The organism is Mycobacterium sp. 050134, from assembly GCF_036409085.1.
GTDB lineage: Bacteria > Actinomycetota > Actinomycetes > Mycobacteriales > Mycobacteriaceae > Mycobacterium.
Genome location: NZ_JAZGLV010000003.1, coordinates 60747 through 75971, shown reverse-complemented (window position 1 = coordinate 75971; position 15225 = coordinate 60747). Strand labels below are relative to the sequence as shown.

The following is a 15225-nucleotide window of genomic DNA, read 5'->3' as shown; positions in this document are numbered from 1 at the left end:
CTCTAGGCGCGAAACGCTTTGGCACGCGCGCATTCCGACGTGTAAAGGCCGCGGCACGCGAACACGTCGACGACGGTGGCCGACCCGATGACTGCGGCTGCCATGTAGGGCACCGTGGCGGCATTGCGCCGCCCCAGCGCGGCGAAATAGGCCGCGGTCGGCGGGTTGGCGGCGGTGCGGGCCACCAACCACCGCCAGCGCGGGCGTCGGGTGAGCAGTCCCCGGGCGATCACCGGGTCGACGACGCCGATCAGTGCGAGCGGGCGGCTCTGGCTGTCGTGGACGCCGATCGCGTGTGCCACCGCGCGGGGCGCCAAGGCCAGTGCGGCACCGATGACCACGGTGGCCCGCCCGACCCCGGTCGCGATGGTCTCTGCTCGAAGGGGGGAGTTCACCATCGGGGCCTCTTCTCGATGGGGCGACGAGCCGTTCGCGTAATTGCCCGGATTGGCACCGGCCGGGCTCCGCCCGATCTGTTGAACCCCCCGATGCGCGTCGATATCGTTGACCGGCCACGGTCGTCGCGTCCGCGGACCGCAGGGAGGTCCCCGCAGGGAGGTCGGAGCCTTGACTGAAGTCGAGTGCCGACGACCCGGCCGCCTCGTCCCCACGCATCACCTGCGCCGGATGGTAGGACGCGACCCGGACGAGCGCGGCCGGGTTTCCACACCGCTCGAGCTGCTGTTCGACTTGACCTTCGTGATCGCCTTCGGGGTGTCGGCGTCCGAGTTCACCCACCAGCTCGTCGCCGACCACGTCGGTGCCGGGTTGGTCGGCTTCGTTTTCACCACGTTCGCGGTGTGCTGGGCATGGGTCAACTTCAGCTGGTTCTCCTCGGCCTACGACACCGACGACTGGGGTTATCGCCTGACCACGATGCTGCAGATGGTCGGTGTCGTCGTCCTCACGATGGGCATCCAGCCGGTGTACTCCTCGATCGAGGAGGGCGCGCACGTAGACAATCGGGTGCTCGTCGCCGGCTACGTCGTGATGCGAATCGGCATGGTATTTCAGTGGTTACGCGCGGCCAGGCAAGACGCGGCTCGGCGCCGCGCGTGTCTGACCTATGTCATCACCATCTCGGCGGCACAGTGCGGATGGGTCGTCTCGACCTTGCTGCACACGTCGGTTCCGGCGACGATGGCGATATACATCGCCCTGATGTTCGTCGAGGCCCTTGGTCCGTGGATTGCCGAGCGTCGGCGCGGCGGAACCCCGTGGCACGCCGAGCATATTGCCGAGCGCTACGGCCTGCTGACGATCATCGCGCTCGGCGAGGGCGTCTTCGGCACGGTCGCCTCGCTGACGGCAGTGGTTGCCGCACAAGGCTGGACGGTGGACGCCGCGCTGGTGGCCCTGGCGGGTATCGGTCTCACCTTCGGCATGTGGTGGGTGTATTTCGTGCTTTCGCCCGGGCCGATTCTGCACGCCCACCGCAATCGGTCGCTGGCGTTCGGTTACGGCCACATCGTCATCTTCGCCACGGTCGTCGCCACCGGGGCCGGTCTGAACACCGCTTCGTACTTCCTCGACCACCACTCCGCGCTCGACTCGGCCCAGACCGTGCTGACCGTGGGGGTGCCGGTAGGCGTCTACATCGTCGGGATCTTCGCTGTCTACGCCTACCTGGTCCGCGGACTCGACTTGATCTTCGCCGCGGCGCTGCTGTTCGTGGCGGCCCTGCTGGGCGCGGCGGTTCTGCTGGCGTCGTTGGGCATGGCGATGGCGGTATGTCTGCTCGTCGTCACGATGGCCCCCATCGCCGTGGTCGTCGGTTTCGAGACCGTCGGCCACCGCTTCGCGGAAAGCGCCGTGGAGCGGGCGTTGGCGGGCCACACGACGACGAGCTGAGCGCCGGATCGGCGCGGACCGCCTGTGCCGGACACCCGGACGAATTCCAGATTTGTGCTGGTAGAAAGGGTGCCCCCGGCAGGATTCGAACCTGCGGCCTTCTGCTCCGGAGGCAGACGCTCTATCCCCTGAGCTACGGGGGCGCTGCAACGAAGTTGTCGCGCCATTAGGGCTTTGGACAAGCACGGACAGACTAGCGCATCCCGATGACCGCTCGGTCACCGCAATGCATTCGGGCTGGGAGCACCCCAGCGCATAGGATGAACGTTCGTGACCCCCGCCGACCTCGCTGAGCTGCTCAAGGCCACCGCCGCGGCGGTGCTGGCCGGGCGCGGGCTCGATGTCGCCGCGCTCCCGCCCGTGGTCACCGTCGAACGCCCGCGCAACCCCGAGCACGGCGACTACGCCAGCAACCTCGCCCTGCAGCTGGGCAAGAAGATCGGCGCGAACCCGCGCGAGCTGGCCGGCTGGCTCGCCGACGCGCTGGCGCAGGCCGACGACATCGCCTCGGCCGAGGTGGCCGGGCCCGGCTTCATCAACCTCCGGCTGGAGACGTCGGCGCAGGCCGTGATCGTCGACACCGTCATCGACGGCGGCGACACCTTCGGCCACTCCGACGCGCTCGCCGGGCAGAAGATCAACCTCGAGTTCGTGTCCGCCAACCCGACCGGGCCTATCCACATCGGCGGCACCCGCTGGGCCGCCGTCGGCGACGCGCTGGGCAGGTTGCTCGCCACGCAGGGCGCCGACGTGGCGCGCGAATACTATTTCAACGACCACGGCGCCCAGATCGACCGGTTCGCCAGCTCGCTCGTCGCCGCGGCCAGGGGCGAGCCCACGCCGGCCGACGGCTACGCCGGCGCCTACATCGGCGACATTGCCCAACAGGTGCTGCGGCAGGCGCCCGACGCGCTGAGCCTGCCGGACGCCGAGCTGCACGAGGCCTTCCGTCGGATCGGTGTGGACCTGATGTTCGACCACATCAAGCAGTCGCTGCACGAGTTCGGCACCGACTTCGACATCTACACCCACGAAGACTCGATGCACACCAGCGGTCGCGTCGACCAGGCCATCGCCAAGCTCCGTCAGACCGGCAACGTCTACGAGAAGGACGGTGCGACCTGGTTGCGCACCAGCGCTTTCGGTGACGACAAGGACCGCGTCGTGATCAAGAGTGACGGCAAGCCGGCCTACATCGCCGGTGACATCGCCTACTACCTCGACAAGAGGCAACGCGGGTTCGACCTGTGCATCTACATGCTGGGGGCCGACCACCATGGCTACATCGCCCGACTCAAGGCCGTCGCCGCCGCGTTCGGGGAGGACCCGGCCACTGTCGAGGTGCTCATCGGGCAGCTCGTCAACTTGGTGCGCGACGGACAGCCGGTCCGGATGAGCAAGAGGGCCGGCACCGTCCTCACCCTCGACGATCTGGTCGAGGCGATCGGCGTCGACGCGGCCCGCTACAGCTTGATCCGGTCGTCGGTGGATACCCCGATCGACATCGATCTGGCGCTGTGGTCTTCGGCCTCCAACGAAAATCCGGTCTACTACGTGCAATACGCCCACGCCCGGCTCTCGGCCCTGGCCCGCAACGCCGCCGAACTCGGCCTGGTCCCCGACACGGCGCACCTCGAGCTGCTGGACCACGAGAAAGAGGGCGCACTGCTGCGCAGCATCGGCGAATTCCCGCGGATCCTCAAAACTGCGGCGTCCCTGCGTGAACCGCATCGGGTGTGCCGCTACCTGGAAGACCTCGCGGGCGACTACCACCGGTTCTACGACTCCTGCCGCGTGTTGCCGCAGGGCGACGAGCAGGCCACCGACCTGCACACCGCCCGGCTGGCGCTGTGCGAGGCCACCCGTCAGGTGATCGCGAACGGATTGACCATCCTCGGAGTCGGTGCCCCGGAGCGAATGTGAACGTCCACCCCGCCGGTCCCCGGCACGCCGAGCAGACCCGGCACAACGAGAACCCGCCGAGGCCGCAATCCCCCGAGGACCTGCTGCGGTTGGCGCCGAACGTGTGGCCGCGCAACATCGCCCGCGACGACGCCGGCGCGGCCACCATCGCGGGCGTCTCGGTGACCGACCTCGCCCACGAGTACGGCACCCCGCTCTTCGTCATCGATGAGGACGACTTCCGATCCCGCTGCCGGGAAATGGCGGCCGCCTTCGGCGGCGGCGCCAATGTATACTACGCCGCCAAGGCCTTCCTGTGCGGTGAGGTCGCGCGCTGGGTCGCCGAGGAGGGCCTTTCCCTGGACGTGTCCACCGGCGGCGAGCTGGCCGTCGCGCTGCATGCCGACTTCCCGCCGGAGCGAATCACGTTCCACGGCAACAATAAGTCCGTCGCCGAACTGACCGACGCGGTCAAAGCTGGGGTGGGCCACGTGGTGGTGGACTCGATGGTCGAAATCGAGCGCTTGGACGTGATCGCGGCCGATGTGGGCATCGTCCAGGACGTGTTCGTCCGCCTCACCGTCGGTGTCGAGGCGCACACGCATGAGTTCATCTCCACCGCGCACGAAGACCAGAAGTTTGGGCTGTCGATCGCCAGCGGCGCCGCGATGGCGGCCGTGCGCCGCGTGTTCGCAACCGACCACCTTCGCCTCGTCGGATTGCACAGCCACATCGGCTCGCAAATCTTTGACGTGGACGGCTTCGAGGTCGCCGCGCACCGCGTCATCGGCCTGCTGCGCGACATCGTCGAGGAATTCGGCGTCGACAAGACCGCACAGATCTCGACGGTGGATCTCGGTGGTGGCCTTGGCATCTCGTACCTGGCGACCGACGACCCGCCGCCGGTGGGCGAGCTCGCTGTCAAGCTCGGCGAGATCGTGAGCAAGGAGTCCGCGGCGGTCGGGCTTCCGACACCGACTCTGGTCGTCGAGCCCGGACGCGCCATCGCCGGGCCCGGCACCATCACGCTGTACGAGGTCGGCACCGTCAAGGACGTCGACGTCAGCGCCACGGCGCATCGGCGGTACGTCAGCGTGGACGGCGGCATGAGCGACAACATCCGCACCGCCCTTTACAATGCCCAGTACGACGCCCGGCTCGTGTCGCGGACCAGCGACGCCCCGGCGACCCTGGCCCGTGTCGTCGGAAAGCATTGCGAGACCGGCGACATCGTCGTCCGCGACACATGGGTGCCCGGTGATGTGCGGCCCGGGGACCTGCTCGGGGTGGCGGCCACCGGCGCTTACTGCTATTCGTTGTCGAGCCGGTACAACATGGTCGGGCGGCCCGCCGTGGTGGCGGTGCGCGGTGGCCGTGCCCGCCTGATCCTGCGCCGCGAGACGGTCGACGACCTGCTGAGTCTGGAAGTGAGGTGAACTGTGTCCGGTGACGACAAGCCTGTTGGTGTAGCCGTACTGGGGCTGGGCAACGTCGGAGGCGCCGTTGTCCGCATCATCGAGGACAGCGCCGAGGACCTCGCTGCCCGCATCGGTGCGCCGCTGATCCTGCGCGGCGTCGGCGTGCGTCGCGTCGCCGCCGACCGCGGTGTGCCGGTTGAGTTGCTCACCGACAACATCGAGGAGTTGGTGACGCGTGAGGACGTCGACATCGTCGTCGAGCTCATGGGGCCGGTCGAGCCGGCGCGCAAGGCGATTCTCAGCGCGCTCGAGCACGGCAAGTCCGTCGTCACCGCCAACAAGGCGTTGCTGGCCCAGTCCACCGGTGAATTGGCGCAGGCGGCCGAAAGCGCGCACGTCGACCTATATTTCGAGGCCGCGGTCGCGGGTGCGATTCCCGTCATCCGCCCGCTCACCCAGTCGCTGGCCGGTGACACGGTGCTGCGCGTGGCGGGCATCGTCAACGGCACCACCAACTACATTCTTTCGGCGATGGACAGCACGGGCGCCGACTACCACAGCGCGCTGGCCGACGCGGGCGCCCTGGGTTACGCCGAGGCCGACCCGACGGCCGATGTCGAAGGATACGACGCCGCTGCCAAGGCCGCGATCCTGGCGTCCATCGCTTTTCACACCCCGGTGACAGCGGACGACGTCTATCGCGAGGGCATCACCAAGATCACCCCGGCCGACTTCGCGTCCGCCCGGGCGCTCGGCTGCACCATCAAACTGCTGTCGATCTGCGAGCGCATCACCGGTGATGATGGGCAGCAACGGGTTTCGGCTCGTGTCTATCCGGCCCTGGTGCCGTTGTCGCACCCGCTGGCCGCCGTCAACGGCGCGTTCAACGCCGTCGTGGTCGAGGCCGCGGCGGCGGGCCGGCTGATGTTCTACGGCCAAGGCGCCGGCGGCGCGCCCACCGCGTCCGCGGTGACCGGCGACCTGGTGATGGCCGCCCGTAACCGCGTGCTGGGCAGCCGCGGGCCGAAGGAATCGCGGTACGCCCAACTTCCGATCGCCCCAATGGGGATGATTTCCACCCGCTACTACGTGAGCATGAACGTGGCCGACAAGCCCGGCGTATTGTCGTCGGTAGCGGCGGAATTCGCCAAGCGGGACGTGAGCATCGCCGAGGTCCGCCAGGAAGGCGTGGTGGACGAGGGTGGCCGGCGCGTCGGCGCGCGCATCGTGGTCGTCACCCACACCGCGACGGACGCCGCGCTTTCCGCCACCGTCGAGGCGCTCTCCGATTTGGATGTCGTGCAGAGCGTGGCCAGCCTGCTGCGACTGGAAGGGACCAGCCTGTGACCGCCCCGCATACGGCCACTCACCAACCCTGGCCGGGACTGATCGCGGCGTATCGTGACCGGTTGCCGGTCGGCGACGACTGGACCCCGGTCACACTCCTGGAGGGCGGCACCCCGCTCATTCCAGCGATCCGGCTCTCGGAGCGGACGGGCTGCACGGTCCACCTCAAGGTCGAGGGCCTCAACCCCACCGGCTCTTTCAAGGACCGCGGCATGACGATGGCGGTGACGGACGCGCTCGCGCGCGGCCAGCAGGCCGTGCTGTGTGCGTCGACGGGAAACACCTCGGCGTCGGCCGCGGCCTACGCCGCCCGCGCCGGCATCACCTGCGCGGTGCTGATCCCGCAGGGCAAGATCGCCATGGGCAAGCTCGCGCAGGCAGTCATGCACGGCGCCAAGATCATTCAGATCGACGGCAACTTCGACGACTGCCTGGAGTTGGCCCGCAAGATGGCCGCCGACTTCCCGACCATCGCGCTGGTCAACTCGGTCAACCCGGTGCGCATCGAGGGGCAGAAGACCGCGGCGTTCGAGATCGTCGACGCGCTCGGTGCGGCACCCGACGTGCACGCCCTTCCGGTGGGAAACGCGGGAAACATCACCGCGTATTGGAAGGGATACCGGGAATATCACCACGAGGGCATCATCGACAAGCTGCCGCGGATGCTGGGCACTCAGGCGGCGGGCGCGGCGCCGTTGGTGTCCGGCAAGCCGGTCAAGCACCCGGAAACCATCGCCACCGCGATCCGTATCGGCGCCCCGGCGTCGTGGACGGCCGCCGTCGAGGCGCAGGAACAGTCGAACGGACGCTTCCTGGCGGCCACCGACGAGGAGATCCTCGCCGCCTATCACCTTGTGGCCGAGTCGGAGGGCGTGTTCGTCGAGCCGGCCTCCGCGGCCAGCATCGCCGGCCTGCTCAAGGCCGTCGACGACGGCTGGGTGTCCCGCGGATCCACGGTGGTCTGCACAGTCACCGGTAACGGGCTGAAGGACCCCGACACGGCGCTCAAGGACATGCCCACCGTGTCCCCGCTGCCCGTCGATCCGATGCTCGTCATCGAGAAGCTGGGCCTCGCCTGAATGGGGGCCTGTCGGTGACACCGTTGCTGCCCGCCGGGTTGGTGGCCAATTCCGTGGTGTCAGCGTCCAGCGCCAACCTGGGGCCGGGTTTCGACAACCTCGGCCTGGCGTTGCACCTGTGTGACGAAATCGTCCTTGAGACAACCGAATCCGGGCTTGCGGTGCACGTCGAGGGGGAGGGTGCGGACCAGGTGCCACTGGGTCCCGAACACCTGGTGGTCCGGGCCGTCGAACGCGGGCTGCAGGTCGCGGGTGTGCGCGCCGGGGGGCTGGTGGTGCGCTGCCGCAACGCCATCCCGCATTCGCGGGGACTGGGCTCCTCCGCCGCGGCCGTGGTCGGCGGCCTTGCGGCGGTCAACGGGCTTGTCGCCCAGACGGATTCGGCACCGCTCAGTGAAGCCCAGTTGATTCAGCTGTCCTCCGAGTTCGAGGGGCACCCCGACAACGCCGCGGCGGCCGTGCTGGGCGGTGCGGCGTTGTCCTGGGTCGACAGCGGCAGCGACGGGCCGCACTATTCGGCGGTCCCGCTGCGCCTGCACCCCGATATCCGCCTATTCTGCGCTGTTCCCGAGGAATGCTCGTTGACCGCCGAGACCCGGGTGCTGCTTCCCTCGCGAGTCAGCCACGAGGACGCGAGATTCAACTTGAGCCGCGCCGCGTTGCTGGTCGTGGCCCTCACGGAACGGCCGGACCTGCTGATGGCGGCCACCGAAGACGTCCTGCACCAACCGCAGCGCGCGCCGGCAATGCCGGTCTCGGCGGAATATTTGCGGCTGCTGCGGCGTCATGGAGTGGCGTCGACTCTCTCGGGGGCTGGTCCCTCGTTGATCGCACTGACCACGGAGCAGGAATTACCCGCAGCGGCGATGGAGTTCGGGGCGGCCAATGGATTCACCGTCACGGCGATGACCGTCGGCGAAGGAGTTCGCTGGAGCCCCGGAGCCACCGTCCCCGGTTGATCCACAGCGTGGCCGGAGGGTTTGCTTGCTTCCGACCAGGATGCCGGCTATCCTCGGACCCGTCCAGCAATCGCAGCATCTGCATCTGCATCCATACTGTATTGCCGCTAGGACGACCTACCAATTCTTCTCGTGGACGAGGTTCGCCGTTTTCTCCGCCGATCCAGGCGATCACCGCTGCAGAGTCGATGATTGGGCGCACTCGGCGCATCTGCTGAATGCAACGACCCCCCGTATGACCTGACCAGCGGGGGAAGAAAGGAAATCCGTGACTGATACGGACCTGTTCACGGCTGACGAGAGCACCGACAGCGACCAGCTCTCCACCCCCGTGACCCCAGACACACCCAACGTCAAAACCGGTGCCCCGGCTGGTTCTCTGTCGGCCATGGTGCTGCCGGAGTTGCGTGCGCTGGCTAACCAGGTCGGCGTCAAGGGGACGTCGGGCATGCGGAAGAACGAACTGATCGCTGCCATCAAGGACATTCGCGACAAGGCCAGCGGCGCGTCTACCGCGGCTCCCAAGTCTGACAACGGCGGCAAATCCGACGCCGCCCCCGCCGAGGCGCCGGCCGCGCAGCCGGAGACGCCGGCCGCGCAAGCCGAACAGAACGGTTCGGCCGCCGAGGCGCCCCGCCGCGAACGCCGCGGCGCCTCCCGGGAGGCCGGGAACGCCACCCGCAACGCGGGTGCCGACCGCGACGGCGCGAACGCCGGCAACAGCGGCCGCCAGGGCGGCCAACAGGACACCAAGACCGACGAGCGCGCGAAAGACGCCGCCGGCGACCAGGGCGGCGACCAACAGGGCTCGGGCGACCAACAGGGCTCGGGTGGCCAGCAGAACCGCGGCGGCGCGAACCAGCAGGACGACGACGGCGAGGGCCGTCAGGGCCGGCGCGGGCGCCGATTCCGTGACCGGCGGCGCCGTGGCGAGCGCGCGGGCGAGGGCACCGATGCCGAGCTGCGCGAAGACGACGTTGTTCAGCCGGTGGCCGGCATCCTCGACGTCCTCGACAACTATGCGTTCGTGCGCACCTCCGGCTACCTGGCCGGCCCGCACGACGTCTACGTCTCGATGAACATGGTGCGCAAGAACGGGCTGCGCCGCGGCGACGCGGTGACCGGTGCGGTGCGGGTGCCCCGTGACGGCGAGCAGCCCAACCAGCGGCAGAAGTTCAACCCGCTGGTGCGGCTGGACAGCGTCAACGGCGGCCCGGTCGAGGACGCCAGGAAGCGGCCGGAATTCGGCAAGCTGACGCCGCTATACCCGAACCAGCGGCTGCGGCTGGAGACCACCCCCGACCGCCTGACCACGCGGGTCATCGACCTGATCATGCCGATCGGCAAGGGCCAGCGCGCGCTTATCGTCTCACCACCCAAGGCGGGTAAGACGACGATCCTGCAGGACATCGCCAACGCGATCACCAAGAACAACCCGGAATGCCACCTCATGGTCGTGCTCGTCGACGAGCGGCCCGAGGAGGTCACCGACATGACCCGATCGGTCAAAGGCGAGGTCATCGCCTCGACGTTCGACCGGCCGCCATCGGACCACACCTCCGTCGCCGAGCTGGCCATCGAACGCGCCAAGCGGCTCGTCGAGCAGGGCAAGGACGTCGTGGTGCTGCTGGACTCGATCACCCGCCTCGGGCGCGCCTACAACAACGCGTCGCCCGCCTCGGGCCGAATCCTGTCCGGTGGTGTCGACTCCACCGCGCTCTACCCGCCTAAGCGGTTCCTGGGCGCCGCCCGCAACATCGAGGAAGGCGGGTCGCTGACCATCATCGCCACCGCGATGGTCGAGACGGGCTCGACCGGTGACACGGTCATCTTCGAGGAGTTCAAGGGCACCGGTAACGCCGAGCTCAAGCTGGACCGCAAGATCGCCGAGCGCCGCGTCTTCCCGGCGGTCGACGTGAACCCGTCGGGCACCCGCAAGGACGAGCTGCTCCTCAGCCCGGACGAGTTCGGCATCGTGCACAAGCTGCGCCGTGTGCTGTCCGGTCTGGATTCGCACCAGGCGATCGACCTGCTGATGTCGCAGCTGCGCAAGACGAAGACCAACTACGAGTTCCTGGTCCAGGTGTCCAAGACGACGCCCGGGTCGATGGACAACGACTAGCGGATCACCTGACCAGCCGGGTAGGCCCACGACACATAAACCACGCACACGACACGCCGGGCAACGTCGCCGTGGTTTATGTTTCGCGCCGGACCGCCGGACCGCCGGACCGCGAATCCGGGGGGAATTGAATGGCCTGCCCCGCTGTTTTGGGTAGGTACCGGTTGACCTGGCATAATCGATGCTCGACCAGATCGAAGAGGACAGCATGAAGACTGACATCCATCCCGAATACGCAGAGACCACGGTGGTCTGCGGTTGCGGCCACACCTTCCAGACGCGCAGCACCAAGCCGGGCGGTCGCATCGTCGTCGAGGTCTGCTCGCAGTGCCACCCGTTCTACACAGGTAAGCAGAAGATCCTCGACAGCGGCGGCCGGGTCGCTCGCTTCGAGAAGCGGTACGGCAAGCGCAAGGCTGACGCCGCCGACAAATAGCGGGGATGCCGACGCCCGAACTGTGCGCGAAACGCACGGGCCGGGCGTCGGTTCGCGTTTGCGGTAGAGAGTGCATGTGCGGACGGGGAGGAGGTGAGACATGACACAGCCGGTACAGACCATTGATGTGCTGCTGGCCGAGCACGCCGAGCTCGAGCGCGCGCTGTCGGACCCGGAATTGCACAGCAATCCCGCCGAGGCCCGCAAGGCCGGCCGTCGCTTCGCCCGTCTGGCGCCGATCGTCGCGACCTACCGCAAGCTCGCGTCGGCCCGCGGAGACCTGGAAACCGCGCGCGAATTGGCCGCCGACGACGAATCGTTCGCTGACGAGGTCACCCAACTCGAGACGCGGGTGGCCGAGCTGGACACCCAGCTCACCGACATGCTGGCGCCGCGCGACCCGCACGACGCCGACGACATCGTGCTCGAGGTGAAATCCGGTGAGGGCGGCGAGGAGTCGGCACTGTTCGCGGCCGACCTGGCGAGGATGTACATCCGCTACGCCGAGCGGCACGGCTGGACCGTGACGGTCCTCGACGAGACCACGTCCGATCTGGGCGGTTACAAGGACGCGACCCTGTCCATCGCCAGCAAGGGTGACTCGGCCGACGGCGTGTGGTCGCGAATGAAGTTCGAGGGCGGTGTGCATCGCGTGCAGCGGGTTCCGGTGACGGAATCGCAGGGCCGCGTTCACACGTCGGCGGCGGGCGTGCTCGTCTACCCCGAGCCCGAAGAGGTCGGCGAGGTGCAGATCGACGAATCGGATCTGCGCATCGACGTGTACCGCTCGTCCGGCAAGGGTGGCCAGGGCGTCAACACCACCGATTCGGCCGTGCGGATCACCCACTTGCCCACCGGGATCGTCGTCACCTGCCAGAACGAGCGGTCGCAGCTGCAGAACAAGGCGCGTGCACTGCAGGTGCTGGCCGCCCGCCTGCAGGCGCTGGCCGAGGAGCAGGCGCAGGCGGACGCGTCGGCCGATCGCGCCAGCCAGATCCGGACCGTGGACCGCAGCGAACGGATCCGCACCTACAACTTCCCCGAGAACCGGATCACCGACCACCGGATCGGTTTCAAGGCCCACAACCTCGATCAGGTGCTCGACGGTGACCTCGACGCATTGTTCGATGCGCTGAGCGCCGCCGACAAGCAGTCGCGACTGCAACACACATGAACACGCTCCGGCGCGCGATCGACTGTGCCGCGGCGCGACTCGCCGAAGCCGGGATCGACTCGGCGCGGTATGACGCCGAGGAGCTCGCCGCACACCTGGCGGGCACCGAACGCGGCAGGCTCGCCGTCCTCGATCCGCCCGGCGATGACTTCTTTGAGCGTTACCGCGACGTCGTCGCGGCGCGCTCGCGCCGGGTGCCGCTGCAACATCTCATCGGGACGGCGACCTTCGGCCCGGTGCTCCTGCATGTCGGCCCCGGCGTGTTCACGCCCCGTCCCGAGACCGAGGCCATGTTGGAATGGGCCACCGCCCAGCCACTTTCGGGGCACCCGGTGATCGTCGACCTGTGCACCGGCTCCGGCGCCTTGGCGCTCGCGTTGGCGCACCATCGGCCCGCGGCCCGGGTGATCGGCGTCGACGACTCCGTGGCGGCCCTCGAGTATGCGCGGCGCAACGCCGCGGGCACGGGCGTCGAGCTCGTGCGCGCCGACGTCAGCCGACCGGGCCTGCTTCCGGAGCTGGACGGGGCGGTGGACCTGGTCGTGGCCAACCCGCCCTACGTTCCGGACGACGCCACGGTGGGACCGGAGGTGGCGGAGTACGACCCGCACCACGCGGTGTTCGGCGGGCCGGACGGGATGGCGCTGATCGGCCCCATCGTCGGTCTCGCCGGGCGATGGCTGCGCCAGGGCGGGCTGTTCGCCGTGGAACACGACGACACCACGTCGGCGCGGACCATCGAATTGGTCGAGCGCACAAACCTGTTCGCCGATGTCGAAGCCCGACGCGACTTCGCCGGCCGACCGCGATTCGTGACTGCGCGCAGGGGGAAAGCGTGACCGAGGTCTTCGACTGCACCGATCCCAACCAGCGCGCGCTCGGCATCGCGTCGGCGGTGACGGCGCTCAAGGGCGGCCGCCTGGTCGTCATGCCAACCGATACCGTGTACGGGATCGGTGCCGACGCCTTCAACAGCGCGGCCGTGGCCGCCCTGCTGTCGGCGAAGGGCCGGGGCCGGGACATGCCGGTGGGGGTCCTGGTCGGCTCCTGGCACACCATCGAGGGCCTGGTGTACACGATGCCGGACGGCGCGCGCGACCTGATCCGCGCGTTCTGGCCCGGCGCGCTCAGTTTGGTGGTGGCGCAAGCGCCGTCGTTGCAGTGGGACCTCGGCGACGCCCGCGGCACCGTGATGCTGAGGATGCCGCTGCACCCGGTGGCCATCGAGCTGCTGCGGCAGGTCGGGCCGATGGCGGTGTCGAGCGCCAACGTCTCGGGCCGTCCGCCCGCGGTGCACCCCGGGGAGGCGCGCGCCCAGCTCGGCGACCTCGTGGACGTCTACCTCGACGGGGGCCCGTCGCAGCGGCAGGCCGCTTCGACGATCGTTGATCTCACCGGGGCGACTCCGCGCATCCTCCGTGAGGGTCCGGTCAGCGCCGAGCGGATCGCGGAGGTCCTTGGTGTCGAGCCGGCGAGTCTGACCGCCCAGCGTGGTTGATCCCGGCTCAGGTCGGTGCAGTACGGTTCCGGGGTGTCCAGCGTCCCGGCCAGCGAGCTAGCGACCCTCGCCGGGGGATTCCTGTCCCATTCCGACCGCGGCGCCGGCGTGCCGCTGCGGGAGCTCGCACTCGTCGGCCTCACCGCGGCGATCATGACCTACTTCGCGACCGGGCCGGTGCGGGTGCTGGCCACCCGCCTTGGCGCGGTCGCCTACCCGCGGGAACGTGACGTGCACGTGACGCCGACCCCCCGAATGGGCGGGCTCGCAATGTTTCTCGGTGTGGTGTCCGCCGTCTTTCTGGCGTCCCAGCTGCCCGCTCTCACCCGAGGGTTCGTCTATTCGACCGGAATGCCCGCGGTGCTGGTGGCCGGCGCGGTGATCATGGGCATCGGCCTCATCGACGACCGCTGGGGTCTGGATGCGCTCACCAAGTTCGCGGGTCAGATCACCGCGGCGAGCGTGCTCGTCACCATGGGGGTCGCCTGGAGCGTCCTGTACATACCTATCGGCGGCGTCGGCACCATCGTGCTGGACCAGGCCTCGTCGATTCTGCTGACGCTGGCGCTGACGGTATCGATAGTCAACGCCATGAACTTTGTCGACGGGCTCGACGGCCTGGCCGCGGGGCTGGGCCTCATCACGGCGCTGGCGATCTGCATGTTCTCCGTTGGCCTGCTGCGCGACCACGGCGGCGACGTGTTGTTCTATCCGCCCGCCGTCATCTCGGTGGTCCTCGCGGGCGCCTGCCTCGGCTTCCTGCCCCACAACTTCCACCGCGCAAAGATCTTCATGGGTGACTCCGGCTCCATGCTGATCGGGCTCATGCTCGCGGCGGCCTCCACCACCGCGGCCGGGCCCGTTTCGCAGAACGCCTACGGGGCCCGTGACGTGTTTGCTCTCCTGTCGCCGTTCCTGCTTGTCGTCGCGGTCATGTTCGTGCCGATGCTGGACCTGCTCCTGGCGATCGTCCGGCGGACCCGCGCGGGTCGCAGCGCCTTCAGCCCCGACAAGATGCACCTGCACCATCGGTTGCTGCAGATCGGCCACTCGCACCGACGGGTCGTGCTGCTGATCTACCTGTGGGTCGGCATCGTCGCGTTCGGCGCCGCGAGCACCATATTCTTCGACCCCCGCGACACCGCGCTGGTCATGCTCGCGGCCATCCTGGTGGCCGGCGTGGTGACGCTGATTCCGCTCCTGCGGCGCCGCGACGACTACGACGACGAGCACTACGACACGCGGTAGTAGAGGGTGTTCACCATGTGGTACGGTGCAGGTAGAACCCCCAAAACGAGCCTCGCAGGGCGCCGCGCGAGCGGCCTTCCGGACACTTCTCCGGACGTGCCGTTTGAAGATCGGTGCCGTGAGATACCCCTTGGGTGATTCGACTGTGACGTGCGATACGCTCGGCGGGCCACCGATCAGTCGGTCGGGGG

At 68.6% G+C, this 15225-nt stretch carries 13 protein-coding genes and 1 tRNA gene; 12 read left to right on the top strand and 2 right to left on the bottom strand.

Annotated features, from left to right (window positions below; all coding sequences use genetic code 11):
- Positions 1-2: 2 nt before the first annotated feature.
- Positions 3-398 carry a hypothetical protein gene (locus SKC42_RS04215; RefSeq protein ID WP_330963055.1) on the bottom strand — a complete coding sequence of 132 codons (396 nt, stop codon included), beginning with the start codon at positions 396-398 and terminating at the stop codon, positions 3-5.
- A 229-nt stretch (positions 399-627) separates the two neighbouring features.
- On the opposite strand from SKC42_RS04215, the gene SKC42_RS04210 reads away from it, so the two are divergent.
- Complete coding sequence (locus SKC42_RS04210; RefSeq protein WP_330963054.1) at positions 628-1851, top strand: low temperature requirement protein A; 1224 nt, start codon at positions 628-630, stop codon at positions 1849-1851.
- A 70-nt stretch (positions 1852-1921) separates the two neighbouring features.
- On the opposite strand, the gene SKC42_RS04205 is transcribed toward SKC42_RS04210, so the two are convergent.
- Positions 1922-1994: transfer RNA gene (locus SKC42_RS04205), tRNA-Arg, on the bottom strand.
- Between the two features lie 127 nt (positions 1995-2121).
- Here SKC42_RS04205 and argS point away from each other — a divergent pair.
- The 11 genes from argS to SKC42_RS04150 all read left to right on the top strand — a co-directional run bounded on the left by argS (position 2122) and on the right by SKC42_RS04150 (position 15034).
- Positions 2122-3774, top strand: coding sequence for an arginine--tRNA ligase (argS, locus tag SKC42_RS04200; RefSeq protein ID WP_330963053.1), 1653 nt, complete (start codon positions 2122-2124; stop codon positions 3772-3774).
- Positions 3771-5189: a diaminopimelate decarboxylase gene (gene lysA, locus SKC42_RS04195; protein WP_330963052.1), complete on the top strand. Its 1419-nt coding sequence runs from the start codon at positions 3771-3773 to the stop codon at positions 5187-5189. The genes argS and lysA overlap by 4 nt, the downstream gene beginning before the upstream one ends.
- A 3-nt stretch (positions 5190-5192) precedes the next feature.
- Positions 5193-6518, top strand: coding sequence for a homoserine dehydrogenase (locus SKC42_RS04190; RefSeq protein ID WP_330963051.1), 1326 nt, complete (start codon positions 5193-5195; stop codon positions 6516-6518).
- Positions 6515-7597: a threonine synthase gene (gene thrC, locus SKC42_RS04185; protein WP_330963050.1), complete on the top strand. Its 1083-nt coding sequence runs from the start codon at positions 6515-6517 to the stop codon at positions 7595-7597. The genes SKC42_RS04190 and thrC overlap by 4 nt, the downstream gene beginning before the upstream one ends.
- 14 nt (positions 7598-7611) lie before the next feature.
- A complete protein-coding gene (thrB, locus tag SKC42_RS04180; protein WP_330963049.1) occupies positions 7612-8556 on the top strand; it encodes a homoserine kinase in 945 nt (314 codons plus the stop codon).
- A 268-nt stretch (positions 8557-8824) separates the two neighbouring features.
- Positions 8825-10678: a transcription termination factor Rho gene (gene rho / locus SKC42_RS04175; protein ID WP_330963048.1), complete on the top strand. Its 1854-nt coding sequence runs from the start codon at positions 8825-8827 to the stop codon at positions 10676-10678.
- Between the two features lie 208 nt (positions 10679-10886).
- Positions 10887-11114, top strand: a complete 228-nt coding sequence (gene rpmE / locus SKC42_RS04170) for a 50S ribosomal protein L31 (RefSeq protein ID WP_330963047.1) — start codon at positions 10887-10889, stop codon at positions 11112-11114.
- 100 nt (positions 11115-11214) lie between these two features.
- Positions 11215-12288 (top strand): peptide chain release factor 1, encoded by a 1074-nt coding sequence (prfA, locus tag SKC42_RS04165; RefSeq protein ID WP_330963046.1) that lies wholly within the window; start codon positions 11215-11217, stop codon positions 12286-12288.
- A complete protein-coding gene (gene prmC / locus SKC42_RS04160) occupies positions 12285-13127 on the top strand; it encodes a peptide chain release factor N(5)-glutamine methyltransferase (RefSeq protein ID WP_330963045.1) in 843 nt (280 codons plus the stop codon). Before prfA ends, prmC begins: the two co-directional genes overlap by 4 nt.
- Positions 13124-13786 carry an L-threonylcarbamoyladenylate synthase gene (locus SKC42_RS04155; RefSeq protein WP_330963044.1) on the top strand — a complete coding sequence of 221 codons (663 nt, stop codon included), beginning with the start codon at positions 13124-13126 and terminating at the stop codon, positions 13784-13786. The genes prmC and SKC42_RS04155 overlap by 4 nt, the downstream gene beginning before the upstream one ends.
- Before the next feature lie 15 nt (positions 13787-13801).
- Positions 13802-15034 carry a glycosyltransferase family 4 protein gene (locus SKC42_RS04150; RefSeq protein ID WP_330963043.1) on the top strand — a complete coding sequence of 411 codons (1233 nt, stop codon included), beginning with the start codon at positions 13802-13804 and terminating at the stop codon, positions 15032-15034.
- Positions 15035-15225: the final 191 nt, after the last annotated feature.